Origin of the sequence: Stenotrophomonas indicatrix (genome assembly GCF_002750975.1) — a bacterium.
Lineage (GTDB): Bacteria > Pseudomonadota > Gammaproteobacteria > Xanthomonadales > Xanthomonadaceae > Stenotrophomonas > Stenotrophomonas indicatrix.
The window spans coordinates 2,952,859-2,968,478 of the sequence record NZ_PEJS01000001.1; the positions used below are offsets into that span (position 1 = coordinate 2,952,859).

Below are 15,620 nucleotides of genomic sequence, written 5' to 3' on the forward strand. Positions count from 1 at the left end.
CATCCGACAGGAGAATCCCCATGCCCCGTGGTGACAAATCCGCCTATACCGACAAGCAGAAGCGCCAGGCCGAGCATATCGAAGAGAGTGAGCGCGAACGCGGTGCCAGTGAAGGCACCGCCGAGCGCATCGCCTGGGCCACCGTGAACAAGCAGGATGGTGGTGGCAAGCGCAGCGGCAGCGCGCGCAAGGCAACGAAGAAGGTGGCCAGAAAGACAACGGCGAAGAAGGCTTCCGCAAGCAAGGCGACTGCAAAGAAGGTGGCGAAGAAGACCGCTGCGAAAAAGACGCCTGCGAAGAAGGCCGCCACCAGGAAGACTGCTGCAAAGAAGGCGGTGAAGAAGGCCCCTGCGAAGGTCCCTGCAAAGAAGGCGGCCGCCGGGAAGGCAACGCAGAAGAGCGCCTCACGCAGCACCGCTGCGAAGAAGGCCGCGAAGACCCGTGCAGCAAAAAAGGCGGTACGCAGGACCGCGGCGAAGAAGGCCGCACGCACCCGCGCCGGCAGTTAGCCGGTAGCGGGCAGCGCCCTCACCCAACCGGCCACCACCGCGGCGGCCGGTTCGGCACAGGCCTGCAGCAGCAGATGCGGCCCGTCCAGGGCCACGTGCCGCGCGTCCGGCAGCAGGGTCTGCAGCTCGGCTACCCTCGGTGGCCACAGCAGCCGGTCATGACCCGCCTGCAGGCACAGCGTCGGCACCCCGATCTGCGGCAGCAATGCGCGTACGTCCACCCGCAGGGTCGCTGCGGCGCGCTGCCGCAACGTGGTCGCTGGAACCTGAGCCAACCCAGCGCGCAGCATCGACATGTGCTCGCCGGTGCGCCACCGCCCCAGCAGCAGGCGCGCCAGCATCGCCACGGGAGGCACCGGCCAGGCCGGTGACAGCAGTACCGCGCCGGCTGCCGGCAATGGCACGGGCCGGCGCGCAAAGGTCGCGGCCAGCACCAGTCCGCGCAGCGCTGCGGGCTGGCGCGCGGCCAGCTCGACCGCCAACGGCCCCGAGAAGGACTCGGCAAGCAGGATGAAGGGGTGACGGGGCAGCTGCGGCCACAGCCATCTGGCAAGCGTGGCGTAATCCTGCCCGCCCTGCGCAGGCAGCGCGATCGCCTGCGTCGTCATCCCATGAGCCTGCAGTGCGGACAGCAACGGGGTCGACATGCTGCCGGTGCCATCCAGGCCTGGCAGCATCAGTACGTGCAGCGGCGCGGCCGACGCGGCATCACAGCCCTGTTTATTCCTCACGTCCCGTTCCCATGCCAGCTCCTTTGCTGGCAAGCATCGCCCGGATCGGCAGGCGAAGGAACCTCTTCCTGGCTCTCCCTCTGCTGTGCCGGCCAAGGTTGCGCGATACTGCCGGCTCCGCCGCAGGATGCGGCTACCAAGGAGAGCCTTGATGCGAGGGACCTACGCACTGGCCATGATGGCCCTGATGCTGCCACTGACCACCTTTGCCAGCGATGGCTGGATAAATGGCGACGGCAAGGCGGTGCCGCAGACCGATGCCATGAAATCCAGCGATGGCTTTGCGGCATCCCTGCTGGTCACCTCCGACGCCGACTGGCGGGCCAAATGGGAAACTCCACCGGAGAGCACTCCCAGCTTTACCGAGGCCAGCGAAGTCCACCTGGGCGGAGAATTGTTCCTGCTGACATTCCTGTCCAACCCGCAACTGGATGAGAACCGCGTACCCAAGGTGCACTGCGATCTGCGCATGCTTCGCCCGGACGGCAGTACCAGTGTCGACGAACGCGATGTTCCCTGCTTCACTGCCGCCCTGCCCGGCCCGCCAACCCTGCTGTACATGACCAGTGTGCAGCTGAAGTTCGTCGCCGAACCCGACGATCCGAAAGGCACGTGGACCGCGCAGGTGGTGGTCAGGGATCTGTTGCGGAATGTAAGCCTGCCCCTGCAGGCCCGCTTCGACGTCCGTTGACAGGAGGCCTGCAGATGAAGATGCGACGACTGCTGAGCTGGACAGGCCTTGCGCTGTGCGTGGTCTACCTGCTGTTGACCGCGTGGCTGGTCCACGGCGCACAGACAGACGCCGACCCGAAGGGTACCTACATCCTGATGGCACTCCCCATCACCCTGCAGTCTGCCGCGCTTGATGCCATCGGCGCAGGCAGCCTGTTGTACGGCAAGCCCTGGTCGACCGCGTATGCGGTGCTGGTTCCGCCAACCCTGCTGTTGCTGTACGCGGCCGGTTGGTTGATCGAACGCTCGGCACGCGGGCGCTAGCGGCCCTCAACCGTTGCGTGCATCGACGCCCTGCATGCGGGTCATCGCATGCAGGGCGCCATCCAACATCGCGCTGCCGTTGGCCTACGCCGCGCGTGCAGGCACGATGGGCATGCGCGCTCCCTGCTCCAGCTGGAACACCGACACCGACGTGGTCAGCGCATGCGCCTGCTCTTCCAGCGCGCGGCTGGCAGCGGTCGCCTCTTCCACCAGCGCAGCGTTCTGCTGGGTCACCTGGTCCATCTGCACCACCACCTGGTTGACCTGCTCGATGCCGGCCGCCTGTTCCTTGCTGGCGGCGGCGATGTCGCTCATCAGCTGGGTGGTACGCGAGCTCGCCTGGGCCACGCGGGCAATGGCGGCTTCCGATTCCACGGTCACGGCCAGACCACTCTGCACCTTGGCAGCGGCGTCCTCGATCAACTCCTTGATCTCCTTGGCAGCGACACCGGCACGCTGTGCCAGCGTACGCACTTCGCTGGCCACCACCGCAAAGCCGCGGCCCTGTTCGCCGGCACGCGCCGCTTCCACTGCAGCGTTCAGCGCCAGGATGTTGGTCTGGAAGGCGATGCCATCGATCACCGTGGAGATTTCCGAAATGCGCGCCGAAGACTGGTCGATCTCGCCCATCACCGTGGCCATCTGCGCCATGGCCTGCTCGGTCTCGCGCACGGCAACGCCGGCCGCATGCGCTTCGCTGTCGGCCTGGCGTGCCAGCTCGGCGTTCTGGCGCACGGTCGAGGTCAGCTCTTCCATCGAGGCGGCAGCCTCTTCCAGGTTCGCGGCCTGTTGTTCGGTACGGCGCGACAGATCGTTGTTGCCGGCCGCCAGTTCCTGTGCCGCGTTGTTGATGCTGTCGGCGGCCACCTGGATGCCACGCACGATTCCGGTCAGCTGCGTGGTGGTGGCATTGGCATCGTCACGCATGCGCGCGAACACGCCCTCGTACTCGCCCTCCATGCGCGCGGTGAGGTTGCCATGCGAGATGGCGCGCAGCACGTCGGAGACATCGGCGATGCTGGCCTGCGAACTGGCCATCATGCCGTTGAGGTGGTTCACCATCGCCTGGAACTGGTACTGGAATGCCGCGGCGTCGCCACGCACGCTGAAATCGCCAGCGCGCGCGGCACGGGCCAGTTCATCGATCTGCGCGTTGATCGCCATCAGGCTCTGCTTCACCGCCGCCAGGGTACGGGTCAGCGTGCCCTTCTCACCCGGGTACTCGGGCAGATCACGGCTGAGGTCGCCGATGGCATAGCGCTGCATCACCTCGGCCATCAGCAGCTGCACCTGCACGTGTGATTCGACCAAGTGGTTGGTGGCCTGCACCATGCGGCCGAAGTCGCCGGGGAACGCACTGGCGTCCATCCGGTAACGGATCGCACCGGCTTCATGCTGCTCGGCCATCTGCAGCTGCGCGCCGATGGCGGCCTGCACGCTCTGGCGCACGCTGGCCATGGCCTCGCCGAGCTGGGTCAGCTCGTCCCGGCCACCCAGGCGGAATTCCTGGTCCAGTTCACCCTTGGACAGGCGCTCGGCCAGCTGCACTGCACGCGCCAGCGGGCCGGTCATGCTGCGACCGATCAGCACCGATGCGGCGATGCCTGCCAGCAGCGCCACGCCACCCAGCACCAGCAGCTGCAGCAGGCTGCGCTCGCCCAGGCGGATCGCCTCGGCAGCGGCCTCGCGGCTTTCCTTTTCTTCATAGGCCACGCCATCGGCCAGTGCCTTGTTCCAGCCATTGGCCGCTTCCTGCACCGGGCCCAGGGTCAGCGCCACGGCGCCGGGGAAATCGCCCTGTTCCATCAGTTCGCTGGTCTGCTTGTTGAGCGGACGGGCGAGCGCGCGCTTGGCGGCGATGGTCTCGCCGATCACCTTGCCTTCGGCATCGCCGGGCAGGGCCTGGTAGGCCGTCCAACTGGCCTCGTAGCGCTTGACCAGAGCGGCGATGCGCTGCTCGTCGTTGGCACGGTCTTCGCCCTGGCGGATCAGCATCTCGCGGCGCACGACCATCATCTGGTTGTTGGCATCGAGCATCTCCGACAGCAGGCGCACCTTCGCTACGCCGACCTCGACCACCTGCTCCATCGCGCGCTTCTGCACCATCGTGGCGGTGGCACCGGTAGCGACCACGGCGGCAACCAGCAACAACAACAGGCCAAAGCCAAGCCCAAGACGCCAGGCGACCCTGACGTTCCTCAAGTAGTTCATGGGGTGAATCCAAAACGGGGGGGATGCGCCCATATCGGCCCGCCAGCCGGGAATCTTGATCGCCTCCCGCTCGACTGCGTCGGAAGCCGTTCACCTTGGTGAGACCCGGCCTCCCGCTTCTGCCGCGGGAGGATGGCCCGGCGGCGCGGCCCCACTGCTCATGCTGGCATCAGTTTTCTTTCACGGCGGCTGCGCAGCGTCTACGGGCAGGGTGGAGGCGTGATCTGCCTGGAGATGCCCATGCCCGTATGCCGCCCCGCCCTGCTCGCCCTGTCGCTGCTGATGTCGCCTGCCTTTGCGCAGACGCCCCCGCCCGCCGGCCTACCAGCACCCATCGCCGAAAAGGCCGGCCCGGATACAGCGGCGCACTCGCCCCTGCACGCCCAGGTACTTCTGGACCGCGCCAATTTCTCTCCGGGCGAAATCGATGGCGAAGTGGGCAGCAATCAACGCCGCGCGGTGTCCGGCTTCCAGGCAGCGCACGGGCTGACGGTCAGCGGCGAACTGGACGACGCCACCTGGAAGGCCCTGCAGGCCGACTCGGTCGGCCCCCTTGCCAGCTACACGCTGACCGTAGAGGACGTGGCCGGTCCGTTCGTTGCGGTTCCCAAAAAGCCCGCCGACCAGGCCAAGCTGAAGGCACTGGGCTTCAGCAGCGTGGAGGAATCGCTGGGCGAGCGCTTCCATGCCGCACCGGAGCTGCTGAAGGCGCTCAATCCCGGTGTGGATCTGAGCAAGGCCGGCAGCCGCATCCAAGTGCCCAACATTGCGCCCGCTGCATTGCCCAAGGCCGCCAAACTGGTGGTCGACAAATCCGACTCCATCCTGCAACTGCTGGACGCGCAGGGCAAGGTGATCGCGCAGGTACCGGTGTCGTCGGGCAGCGAGCACGACCCGCTGCCGATCGGTGAGTGGAAGATCCTCGGCGTCTACCCGGATCCGCCATTCCACTACAACCCGAAGCTGTTCTGGGATGCCAGGAAGGGCGATCGCAAGGCCACGATTCCGCCCGGCCCGAACAATCCGGTCGGCCGGGTCTGGATCGACCTGTCCAAACCCCATTACGGCCTGCACGGTACGCCGGTGCCCGGCCATGTCGGCAAGACCGAATCGCACGGCTGCGTGCGCATGACCAACTGGGATGTGCTGCGCGTGGCTGCAGCCGTGGATACGTCGGTACCGGTCGTCATGCAGGAGTGAGCCGATGCGACTAGCGCAACTGATCGTACTGGGGCTGGTGATGGGCGTGGCAGCCGGATGGTGGCTGCAGCGTGATGGCGCGCCGTCCGATGACACGGGTGCCCGCCCCCTTGCAGTGGCGCAGACCTCCGCTGCGGCCGACAGCGCCCGGGCCGTACCCGTGGAGCAGGCGACAACGGCAATCGCTGCGCCCGCCCCAGCAGCAACGGGCGACACACCCTCCGGCCTGCTGCTGCCGGTACAGGGCATCACGCCCTCGCAACTGCAGGACACCTTCACCGACGCACGCAGCGAAGGCCGCGTGCACGATGCGATCGACATCATGGCTGCTGCCGGCACACCGGTACTGGCGGTGGCCGATGGCCACGTCGAGAAGCTGTTCGACAGTGAGCGCGGCGGCCTGACCGTCTACCAGTTCGAACCCAGCGGTCGCTGGTGCTACTACTACGCACACCTGCAGCGCTACGCCGACGGCCTGGCCGAGAAGCAGACCATCAAGCGCGGCGACGTGATCGGTTACGTCGGCAGCACCGGCAACGCCAACCCCGAAGCGCCGCACCTGCATTTCGAAGTGCACGTGCTGGGCCCGGAGAAGCAATGGTGGAAGGGCGAGTCGATCAATCCCTATCCATTGCTGAAAAAAGGGGACGGAGGGGATTAAGTCGCAACCCGCACGGTCTGGTCGTGGCGCCTAGGCAGCGCGTGGACGCTGCCTGCGCAGCGCGATGGTGAAGATCACCAGTGCGATGCCTGGAACCAGCAGCAGCAGCGCTGCCAGTTTCCAGAAGAAGAACGGCCACAACCAGAGGTAGTCCAGGTCGGTCAGTTTCAGAAGATCCAACGGCGGCTGCACTTCGATCGTTGCCGGCCTGCCGGCCAGCGCCGGCTCCACTTCCAGCACGGTCACCCGCAGCCAGGAGCGGCCACGGGGCAATGCATCACCGCGGCCATAGCCGAAGTACGCGGCGGTAAAAACAGCCGTTTCAACGGTTTCCAGCCTGCGCACAACATCCGTCCCGGCTGGGCCAGAACGCACGCCCGCACGGAAGTCCGCATGCTCGTTGGGGGTGTCGACACGCATCAGCACGTCGGGGTCGAGGGCTGGGTCGGCGGCGTTGGGCGGGTAACGCAGCCGCAACCGCAGACGATCATCAATGAAGCGGTAGACCGTGATCTCCGCGCTAGCACCGGGGCTCAGCACCAGCGGCAGGGTCTGCGTGCGTGACGCCAGGTGGTTGGCCACGGCGCCCACCGCCAGCACCACACAGGCGACTGCCCACAGGCCCCAGAACACCCACAGGGTGATCCGCAGCACCCGCGTCCCTTTCGCGCTGACATCGCCGGTCATCGATCCGCTTCCCTGCTGGCATTGCGTACACACTAACGAAAAAGCCCCGCTTTCGCGGGGCTTCTTCTTTCAGCGACGCCGGGCATGGCCCGGCGCTACCGGTGCGGCAGCATTGCCAGGCACAGCCTGGCATCGCCGCATCACTCAGGCGAACGGATCCTGCAGGACCATGGTGTGGTCGCGGTCCGGGCCGGTGGAGACAATGCTGATCGGGCAGCCGGCCAGCTCTTCCAGCGAACGCAGGTAGGCGCGTGCGGCCGGCGGCAGGTCGTCCCAGTTGGTGATGCCGTGGGTGTTTTCGGTCCAGCCCGGGAACTCCAGGTACACCGGGGTGCACTCTTCCCAGCCCTGCGCGTCCAGCGGCGCGTACTCGGTACGCTTGCCGTTGTATTCGTAGGCGATGCAGACCTTCAGCTTTTCCATGCCGTCCAGCACGTCCAGCTTGGTGATGCACAGGCCGCTGATGCCGTTGATGGCCACGGCGCGCTTCAGCGCGACGATGTCCATCCAGCCACAGCGACGCGGGCGGCCGGTCGAGGCACCGTATTCGGCGCCGCGGTCGCGGATGCCCTGGCCGATTTCATCGTCCAGCTCGGTCGGGAACGGGCCGCCGCCAACGCGGGTCGCGTAGGCCTTGGCAATGCCCAGCACGTAGTCGATCGCATCGGCGCCGACGCCGGCACCGGCCAGCGCACCACCGACGGTGGTGTTGGAGCTGGTGACGTACGGGTAGGTACCGTGGTCGATGTCCAGCAGCGCGCCCTGCGCACCTTCGAACAGCACGCGCTTACCCTGCTTGCGCAGGTCATGCAGGATGCCGGCAACGTCCGACTTCATCGGCTGCACGTACTCGCCGAAGGCCAGCGCCTCGTCGAAGGTCTTCTGGAAATCGACCGCGTCGGTGTTCAGGTACTTGGTCAGCACGAAGTTGTGGTAATCCAGCGCGGTGCGCAGGAGTTCTTCCAGCTGCTTCGGATAATGCAGGTCGGCGATGCGGATGCCGCGACGCGCCACCTTGTCTTCGTAGGCCGGGCCGATGCCACGACCGGTGGTGCCGATCGCCTTGCCGCCGGCAGCGCGTTCGCGCGCCTGGTCCAGGGCGATGTGGTACGGCATGATCAGCGGCGCGGCCGGGGAGATCTTCAGGCGCGAACGCACTTCCACGCCGGAGGTTTCCAGCTCGGCGATTTCCTTCTGCAGCGCGGCCGGCGAGATCACCACGCCGTTGCCGATCAGGCACAGCGCATCGTCACGCAGGATGCCCGACGGGATCAGGTGCAGGACGGTCTTCTTGCCGTTGATGACCAGGGTGTGGCCGGCATTGTGGCCGCCCTGGAAGCGCACGACGGCGCCGATTTCCTCAGTGAGCAGATCGACGATCTTGCCCTTGCCTTCATCGCCCCACTGGGCACCAAGCACTACGACAGACTGACCCATGACGGGTTCCTCTATTTGTTGCGGCCATCGGGGCCGCGGACGGGTAAACCGCAGCGGGGCTGGCCAGCGCTTGGGTGGCGGCTCCAAACGGGGAGCGGCCGGCGATGGAAGGCCCAGACACGGAAAAAGCCGAACGGGGAGGCCCGTCCGGCTTTTGTGCATTATCCGGGTTTCCGGGGTCCGGTGCCACCTTTCCGATGGGCGGCTTCACCAGCCGGTCAGCCACCCCGCCCCGGTAGTGCCGCACCCACCACAGCAGGCTCAACCCGGCCAGCAGGACCAGGCCACCGAAGCTGCGCAGGGCCGGGCTGGGCAGGTCCAGCAGGCGTTCGGCCATGCGCTTCCAGGCCACGGGGGCCACGAACAGCAACAGGCCTTCCAGCACCGCGACCAGACAGACGGCGGCGAACAGATCTTTCATGGGGGAACTCCGGAAAAGCACGAGGCCCGGCGTATGGCCGGGCCCCGTGAGGTACTGCCGTGCGGACTCAGCGATCGTTCTTGAGGTACTGCAGGAACGGGTCGTTCTTGTCCAGCACGATCACGCCGTTGCCGTCGGTCATCGAGCCGCGGTAGGCCTCGAGGCTGCGGTAGAACGCGTAGAACGACGGGTCAGCCGAACCGGCCTTGCCGTAGATGCGCGCGGCCTCGGCATCGCCTTCACCACGCAGGCGCTGGGCATCGCGTTCGGCTTCTGCGATCAGCACGGTGCTGTCACGGTCAGCCTGGGCGCGGATGGTCAGCGACTGCTCCTCGCCCTCGGCGCGCAGCTTGGCGGCTTCCTGCTTGCGCTGGGCGCGCATGCGCTCGTACACGTCATTGATCACCTGGCTGTCGGTGGGCAGGTCCACCTGCTTGATGCGCAGGTCGATCATCTGCATGCCCAGCCCGGCAACGGCTTCGTTGATGCCCTTCAGCTGCTCGGCGATCAGCTCGCTGCGGTCGCCGGAGACCAGCTGCTGCAGGGTGCGCGAGTTGATCTGGTTGCGCAGCGAGTCGGTGATGATCGGTGCCAGGCGGGCGTTGGCGATACGCGGATCGCCACCGGTGGCACGGAAGTAATCACCCACGTTGGAGATGTAACCGATGGCGAAGAAGTCGACGCTGACGTCCTTCTGCTCGGCCGTGAAGTAACGGGCCGGCGCGGTGTCCAGCACCTGGAAGCGGCGGTCGAACACCCGCACCGTTTCCACCACCGGCAGCTTGAAGTGCAGGCCCGGCTTGATGTCCGAACGCACCACCTTGCCCAGGTTCAGGACCATGGCGGTCTGGTCCTCACGAACCACGTACACCGAGCCGAGCAGGCCCAGCAGCACCGCTACGACAACGGCGATCCAGATTGAATTTCTCATCGGCTGCCCTCCTCACGGCCGCTCGAACGCCCGGTCGGGCGGCCCACCGGCCGGCCCGGATCACGGGAAGCTTCCACTGCGGTGGTACCCGGCAGCGACGGCATCACCACATCGGGGTTCGGCACCGGCGCCGGTGCCGAGGTGCTGGCACGGGTATCACCGGTCATCGGCACGTAGATCAGCTGGCGGCCATCGCCACCAATGACCTTGCGGTTCTCGCTCAGCACCTGCTGCACCGTTTCCAGCCACAGGCGCTTGCGGGTGACTTCCGGTGCGTCCTTGTACTGGGCCTGCAGCAGGCTGAAGCGCTGACCATCACCCTCGGCCTTGGACACCACGGCCTGCTTGTAGCCCTCGGCGGTGGTACGGGCACGCGAGGCCTGGCCACGCGCTTCAGGCACGACCTTGGCCGCATAGGCCTGGGCTTCGTTGATCAGGCGCTCCTTGACCTGCTGGGCACCGTTGACCTCGTCGAAGGCCGGCTTGACCTCCTCCGGCGGACGGGCGTCCTGCAGGGTCAGGCCGGTCACGGTCAGACCGGTCTTGAAGGCACGCAGCAATGTCTGCAGGCGCTCTTCGGCGGCCACGGCCAGCGGGCCACGGTTGTTCAATACGGCGTTGAGGTCGGCGCGACCGACTTCCTCGCGCACCGCGCTCTGCGCCGACTGTTCCAGCACCTGGTTGGCATCAACGGTGCCGAACAGGTACTGCTGCGGGTCATCGATGCGGTACTGGACGTTCAACGAGACATTGACGATGTTCTCATCGCGGGTCAGCACCGGCACCTGGATCGAGAAGGTCTTGATCTCGGTGGCGTTGACCTTGGTGACCGATTCGATCGGCCAGGGCAACTTGAAGTTCGGGCCAGGGGTCAGGACGCGCGAGAACTGGCCGAAGCGCAGCACCACGCCACGCTGCTGTTCGCCGATCAGCTGGAAGCTGGAGAACAGCACCAGCAGGACCACTGCCGCCACCACCCAACGCAGGATGCCGCCGTCGAACAGATCCTTCAGCGGTCCGGGCAATCCGCCCCAGCCGCCACCATTGCCACCGCCGCGCGACCCGAACGGCCCGCGTCGATTGTCCTCGGGGCCTTGTCCGCCCTTGTTGCCGCCGGGTGTATTCCAGGCCATGCACGCTCCATCAAGATGTGGGCTGCGACGCGGGCCCTTCCCGCAACGCCAGCCGTTAACCACTACCGATCATACAAGATGGGGCGGACCGGCAGGATTGAAAGGGGCCTGAGCGGGTAAGGTGGCGTTTTCCTCGAAGTCAGGCAGCGCCGATGGCCCCCACCACCCCGTTCACCGCCTTCCGCATCGAAAAAGACGACGCCGGCTACCGCAGCGGCCTGGTCCCGCTGCGTCTGGACGACCTCAACCCCGGCCAGGTGCTGATCCGCGCCCACTGGTCCTCGGTCAACTACAAGGATGCCCTGGCCGGCACCGGCAAAGGCCGCATCCTGCGCCGCTTCCCGCTGGTGGGCGGGATCGACGTGGCCGGCACGGTGGTCGCCTCCACCGATCCGGCCTGGCGCGAGGGTGATGCGGTACTTGCCACCGGCTGTGGCCTCAGCGAAACCCGTGATGGCGGCTACAGCCAGTACGTGCGACTGGAATCGAGCGCGGTCATCGCCCAGCCGGCGGGCTTGAGCCCACGCGAGGCGATGGTACTGGGCACCGCCGGCTTCACCGCCGCGCTGGCGCTGCTGCGCCTGCAGGACAACCGGCAGACGCCCGAGCTTGGGCCACTGGCGGTTACCGGCGCCAGCGGTGGGGTCGGGGCACTGGCCGTGGACATCTTCAGCCGCGCCGGCTATGCCGTACACGCGATCAGCGGCAAACCGGAACAGAGCGACTTCCTGCGCGGTATCGGTGCTGCCGAGGTGCTGCCGCGTGACGCCCTTGCCGACACCGGTCCGCTGCAGTCGGCACGTTTCGGCGGTGGCCTGGACAACGCCGGCGGGCCGATGCTGGCCAGTCTGCTGGCCCAGACCGTGCCTTACGGCAGCGTGGTCAGTGCGGGACTGGCCGCCAGCCCGACGCTGGACATGACCGTGATGCCCTTCATCCTGCGCGGTGTCTCGCTGCTCGGCGTTTCGTCGGCCAATGCCCCGCGCGCGCTGCGCGAAGAAGTGTGGGCACGCTTGGGTGACGCGTGGAAACCGCAGCACCTGGACCGCATCTGCACCGCCGAAGTCGGTCTGGACGGTCTGCCTGCGGTGTTCGATCGCATGCTGGCGGGCGGCTCGCTTGGCCGCACGGTGGTGCGGATCGACTGAACGTCGCAGGCAGGCGACGGACGGCAGCCGTCGCCCTCCCGCCAACAGGATGCCGGCACTACACTTCCGGCATCACATGGGGAACAACATGGCACGCATTCTGATCGTCGACGACTCACCGTCGCAGCTGTTGGGGATACAGCGCATCGTCGAGAAGCTCGGGCACCAGATCCTGACCGCCACCGATGGTGCGGCCGGGGTGGAGACCGCCAAGGCCGAGCTGCCCGACCTGGTGCTGATGGACGTGGTGATGCCCAACCTCAATGGCTTCCAGGCGACCCGCACGCTCGCCCGCGATGAGGCGACCCGGCACATTCCGGTGATCCTGGTGACCACCAAGGACCAGGACACCGACCGCATGTGGGGCATGCGCCAGGGCGCCAAGGCCTACATCACCAAGCCGTTCTCGGAAGACGAACTGTCCGAAGTGCTGGAGCGGGTGTTCGCCGGTCAAGGCTGACCCACCGCTCCGGTAGACGCCAACCTTGGTTGGCACGCCTCTGCTCTGGTAGGTGCCAACCTTGGTTGGCACGCCTTTGCTCTGGTAGATGCCAACCTTGGTTGGCACGCCTCTGCCGGCCAGCGGCCGGCACTACCGCAAGACGTGCGGACCGTGGTCCGCACCCACCGAAGCAGATTTCAGATTGTTTCGCCAAACGCCTTGGCCAGATTCCGATAGGCCTTCTTCTGCGCGTCGTCCGTCGCCGCCGGGGCGACAATCTCCAGCTCGACGATCTGGTCGCCCTCCGGGCTGCCCGGCAGGCCGCGCCCACGCAGCCGCAGCTTGCGACCGGCGTCGGAATCGGCCGGAATCTTCAGTTCCACCGCGCCGCCCAGGGTCGGCACGCTGATGCTGGTGCCCAACGCCGCCTGCCACGGGGTGACCGGCAGCGTGTACAGGATGTTGCGGCCGTCGACCTCGAACTGCGGATGCGCGGCGTACTCCACTTCCAGCAGCAGGTTGCCGCCGTGATTGCCCTGCCCGGCCAGGCGGATCACCTGCCCGGGACGGATGCCCTTGGGCACGCGCACGTCCAGCTGCTTGCCGTTAACGGTGATGCGCAGGCTGTCGCCGTTGTAGGCCGCCTCCAGCGGTACCGACAGCTTGGCCCGGGTATCGCGGTTGGGCGCATGGCCATGGCTGCTGAAGCCCGGGCCCGGGCCTGCGCCCTGGCCGCCGCGCTGGCGCGCGAACAGGCTCTCGAAGAAGTCGCTGAAACCACCGTTGGGGCCACCGCCGCCGAACACTTCCTCGAAATTGAAACCGCCACCGCCGTAGTTCGGCGGCACGTTGAATTCCTCGCCCGGGCGATAGCCCTGCGCACGCAACTGGTCATAGGCCGCGCGCTTCTCGGGATCGCGCAACGCCTCGTAGGCCTCGTTGATGGCCTTGAACTTGTCCTCGGCCCCGGCCTCCTTGCTGACGTCCGGGTGGTACTTGCGTGCCAGCCGGCGATAGGCGGTCTTGATCTCCGCCTCGCCCGCGCTCGGTTCCACCCCCAGGGTGGCGTAATAATCCTTGAATTCCATCCAGCTACCTCGATTCGCTTCGGCCGCGCCGGTGGGCGCCGCCCCGGGTTCATTCTACGCGCCGGCGATGCTACGCCGCCGGTCGTGCGGCGACGGTGAGGCCGACTGATCCAGCGCAATGCGCCTGCCATCGCCCGGCCCCATGCTGTGGCTGACCGCCCGCCGCGGACGACGGAGATGGGGTGTATACATGGGTTTTCCAATGTCTTGACGCGTCCGTCCCCTCCTGGCCCCTACCCTCACCCAGCAAGGAGTTCCCATGACCATCCATGTCGGCGACCGTATTCCGGAAGTCACTCTCAAGCGCATCCGCGAAGGCATCGAGACCCTCGATACCCACGCCCTGTTCGACGGGCGCAAGGTGGTGCTGTTCGCCGTGCCCGGTGCGTTCACCCCCACCTGCTCGGCCCGCCACCTGCCCGGGTACGTGGAAAAGTTCGAGGCGTTCCGCCATCGCGGCATCGATGTCTACTGCGTGGCGGTCAACGACCCGTTCGTGATGAAAGCCTGGGCCACCGACCAGCACGTACCCGACGGTCTGCTGATGTTGTCCGACGGCAATGCCGAACTGACCCGTGCACTTGGCCTGGAGCTGGATGCAAGTTCATCCGGCATGGGCACGCGTTCGCGTCGCTTTGCCCTGTACGTGGTGGACGGCACGGTGCGCGCGGCCTGGATCGAGGAGCCCGGCCAGTTCGAGGTGTCATCAGCCGACTACGTACTGGATCACCTGCCCACCTGAAACCCTGACTGCAGAGGAAACCGGCCAGCCATGTCCAACAAGCCAGCCAAAGCCAGCAACACCTCCCCTTCCGCCAAGGTCGCTGGCATCAGTGATCGCCAGACCCTGCGCGAGCGGGCACGGAAGAACATCGAAGACGGAGCGATCACCGACAGCTACAGCGCCGACCGCAAGGTGGTGATCAAGCTGCTCAACGACGCGCTGGCCACCGAATATGTATGCGTGCTGCGCTATTACCGGCACTACTTCATGGCCAAGGGCATGCTGGCCGATGCGGTCAAGGACGAGTTCCTCGAGCACGCACAACAGGAGCAGGCGCACGCCGGCAAGCTGGCCGAACGCATCGTCCAGCTCGGCGGCGAGCCTGACCTCAATCCGGACACGCTGACCGCACGCTCGCACGCCGAATACAAGGAAGGCAGCGACCTGCGCGACATGGTCCGCGAGAATCTGGTGGCCGAGCGCATCGCCATCGACAGCTACCGCGAGATGATCAACTTCATCGGCGACAGCGATACCACCACCAAGCGCATCCTGGAGGAGATCCTGGCGCAGGAGGAGGAGCACGCCGATGAGTTCGCCGACCTGCTGGATGGCTGGATCGGGGAGTAGCGCCAGGCCATGCCCGGGCGAACGCCCTGGTAGTCGCCCACCTTGGTGGGCGGCTTCCGCGCGTGCCAACCAAGGTTGGCAACTACCGGGTCCTGGTGGATCGGTAGCGCCGGGCCGTGCCAGCGAACGCCCTGGTAGATGCCCACCTTGGTGGGCGGCGTCTGCGCGTGCCAACCAAGGTTGGCACCTACCGGGTCATGGTGGACCGGTAGCGCCGGGCCATGCCAGCGAACGTCCTGGTAGTCGCCCACCTTGGTGGGCGGCTTCTGCGCGTGCCACCACGGTTGGCACCTACCGGGTCATGGTGGACCGGTAGCGCCCTTCCATGTCAGCGAACGCCTGGTAGTCGCCCACCTTGGTGGGCGGCTTCCGCGCGTGCCAACCAAGGTTGGCACCTACCGGGTCATGGTGGACCGGTAGCGCCGGGCCATGCCAGCGAACGCCCTGGTAGTTGCCCACCTTGGTGGGCGGCGTCTGCGCGTGCCAACTAAGGTTGGCACCTACCGGGTCCTGGTGGACTGCCGGGTCATGGTGGACCGGTAGCGCCGGGCCATGCCCGGCGAACGCCCTGGTAGTCGCCCACCTTGGTGGGCAGCGTCTGCGTGTGCCAACCAAGGTTGGCACCTACCGGGTCTTGGCGGACCGGTAGCGCCGGGCCATGCCCGGCGGGT

General features: G+C 66.7%; 16 protein-coding genes and 1 pseudogene. 9 read left to right on the top strand and 8 right to left on the bottom strand.

Translation table 11 applies throughout. From position 1 onward, the window contains the following. Nucleotides 1–20: 20 nt before the first annotated feature. Nucleotides 21–509, top strand: a complete 489-nt coding sequence (locus tag CR918_RS13715) for a hypothetical protein (protein ID WP_099843301.1) — start codon at nucleotides 21–23, stop codon at nucleotides 507–509. On the opposite strand, the gene CR918_RS13720 is transcribed toward CR918_RS13715, so the two are convergent. Beyond that, complete coding sequence (locus CR918_RS13720) at nucleotides 506–1,240, bottom strand: alpha/beta fold hydrolase (RefSeq protein ID WP_243379097.1); 735 nt, start codon at nucleotides 1,238–1,240, stop codon at nucleotides 506–508. The genes CR918_RS13715 and CR918_RS13720 overlap by 4 nt on opposite strands. 151 nt (nucleotides 1,241–1,391) lie before the next feature. Here CR918_RS13720 and CR918_RS13725 point away from each other — a divergent pair, with 151 nt between their 5' ends. Both CR918_RS13725 and CR918_RS13730 read left to right on the top strand, forming a co-directional pair. Further along, entirely contained in the window at nucleotides 1,392–1,931 is a 540-nt protein-coding gene (locus CR918_RS13725) for a hypothetical protein (RefSeq protein ID WP_099843305.1), read from the top strand. A 14-nt stretch (nucleotides 1,932–1,945) separates the two neighbouring features. Continuing rightward, complete coding sequence (locus CR918_RS13730; RefSeq protein ID WP_032951973.1) at nucleotides 1,946–2,236, top strand: hypothetical protein; 291 nt, start codon at nucleotides 1,946–1,948, stop codon at nucleotides 2,234–2,236. A gap of 84 nt (nucleotides 2,237–2,320) precedes the next feature. On the opposite strand, the gene CR918_RS13735 is transcribed toward CR918_RS13730, so the two are convergent. Next, on the bottom strand, nucleotides 2,321–4,447 hold the full coding sequence (locus CR918_RS13735; protein WP_032976616.1) for a methyl-accepting chemotaxis protein: 2,127 nt from the start codon (nucleotides 4,445–4,447) through the stop codon (nucleotides 2,321–2,323). Nucleotides 4,448–4,681: 234 nt separating this feature from the next. Between CR918_RS13735 and CR918_RS13740 the strand changes: the two genes are divergently transcribed. Next, the gene (locus tag CR918_RS13740; RefSeq protein WP_099843307.1) at nucleotides 4,682–5,647 is read left to right on the top strand and encodes a L,D-transpeptidase family protein; all 966 of its coding nucleotides are present in this window, start codon (nucleotides 4,682–4,684) and stop codon (nucleotides 5,645–5,647) included. Between the two features lie 4 nt (nucleotides 5,648–5,651). Beyond that, nucleotides 5,652–6,308 (top strand): M23 family metallopeptidase, encoded by a 657-nt coding sequence (locus CR918_RS13745; RefSeq protein ID WP_099843309.1) that lies wholly within the window; start codon nucleotides 5,652–5,654, stop codon nucleotides 6,306–6,308. Between the two features lie 30 nt (nucleotides 6,309–6,338). On the opposite strand, the gene CR918_RS13750 is transcribed toward CR918_RS13745, so the two are convergent. From CR918_RS13750 to hflK, 5 genes and pseudogenes are all read right to left on the bottom strand, one after another. Beyond that, entirely contained in the window at nucleotides 6,339–6,995 is a 657-nt protein-coding gene (locus CR918_RS13750; protein ID WP_099843311.1) for a hypothetical protein, read from the bottom strand. Between the two features lie 144 nt (nucleotides 6,996–7,139). Continuing rightward, nucleotides 7,140–8,432 carry an adenylosuccinate synthase gene (locus CR918_RS13755; RefSeq protein WP_025877044.1) on the bottom strand — a complete coding sequence of 431 codons (1,293 nt, stop codon included), beginning with the start codon at nucleotides 8,430–8,432 and terminating at the stop codon, nucleotides 7,140–7,142. A gap of 238 nt (nucleotides 8,433–8,670) precedes the next feature. Then, nucleotides 8,671–8,853, bottom strand: a pseudogene (locus CR918_RS13760) (DUF2065 domain-containing protein); the annotation flags it as partial. Between the two features lie 67 nt (nucleotides 8,854–8,920). Next, on the bottom strand, nucleotides 8,921–9,784 hold the full coding sequence (gene hflC / locus CR918_RS13765; protein ID WP_025877040.1) for a protease modulator HflC: 864 nt from the start codon (nucleotides 9,782–9,784) through the stop codon (nucleotides 8,921–8,923). Beyond that, nucleotides 9,781–10,917: an FtsH protease activity modulator HflK gene (hflK, locus tag CR918_RS13770; RefSeq protein WP_025877038.1), complete on the bottom strand. Its 1,137-nt coding sequence runs from the start codon at nucleotides 10,915–10,917 to the stop codon at nucleotides 9,781–9,783. Before hflK ends, hflC begins: the two co-directional genes overlap by 4 nt. A 152-nt stretch (nucleotides 10,918–11,069) precedes the next feature. Between hflK and CR918_RS13775 the strand changes: the two genes are divergently transcribed. Continuing rightward, a complete protein-coding gene (locus tag CR918_RS13775; RefSeq protein WP_032976611.1) occupies nucleotides 11,070–12,065 on the top strand; it encodes a YhdH/YhfP family quinone oxidoreductase in 996 nt (331 codons plus the stop codon). Nucleotides 12,066–12,153: 88 nt separating this feature from the next. Next, nucleotides 12,154–12,525, top strand: coding sequence for a twitching motility response regulator PilH (gene pilH / locus CR918_RS13780; RefSeq protein WP_005410644.1), 372 nt, complete (start codon nucleotides 12,154–12,156; stop codon nucleotides 12,523–12,525). A gap of 179 nt (nucleotides 12,526–12,704) precedes the next feature. Here the strand turns inward: pilH and CR918_RS13785 are convergent, their stop codons facing one another. Further along, complete coding sequence (locus CR918_RS13785; RefSeq protein WP_025877033.1) at nucleotides 12,705–13,595, bottom strand: DnaJ C-terminal domain-containing protein; 891 nt, start codon at nucleotides 13,593–13,595, stop codon at nucleotides 12,705–12,707. 259 nt (nucleotides 13,596–13,854) lie between these two features. Here CR918_RS13785 and CR918_RS13790 point away from each other — a divergent pair, with 259 nt between their 5' ends. Together CR918_RS13790 and CR918_RS13795 are read left to right on the top strand one after the other, a co-directional pair. After that, nucleotides 13,855–14,337: a peroxiredoxin gene (locus CR918_RS13790; protein WP_025877032.1), complete on the top strand. Its 483-nt coding sequence runs from the start codon at nucleotides 13,855–13,857 to the stop codon at nucleotides 14,335–14,337. 30 nt (nucleotides 14,338–14,367) lie between these two features. Then, nucleotides 14,368–14,949, top strand: a complete 582-nt coding sequence (locus CR918_RS13795) for a ferritin-like domain-containing protein (RefSeq protein WP_099785064.1) — start codon at nucleotides 14,368–14,370, stop codon at nucleotides 14,947–14,949. The last annotated feature ends 671 nt before the right edge of the window (nucleotides 14,950–15,620 follow it).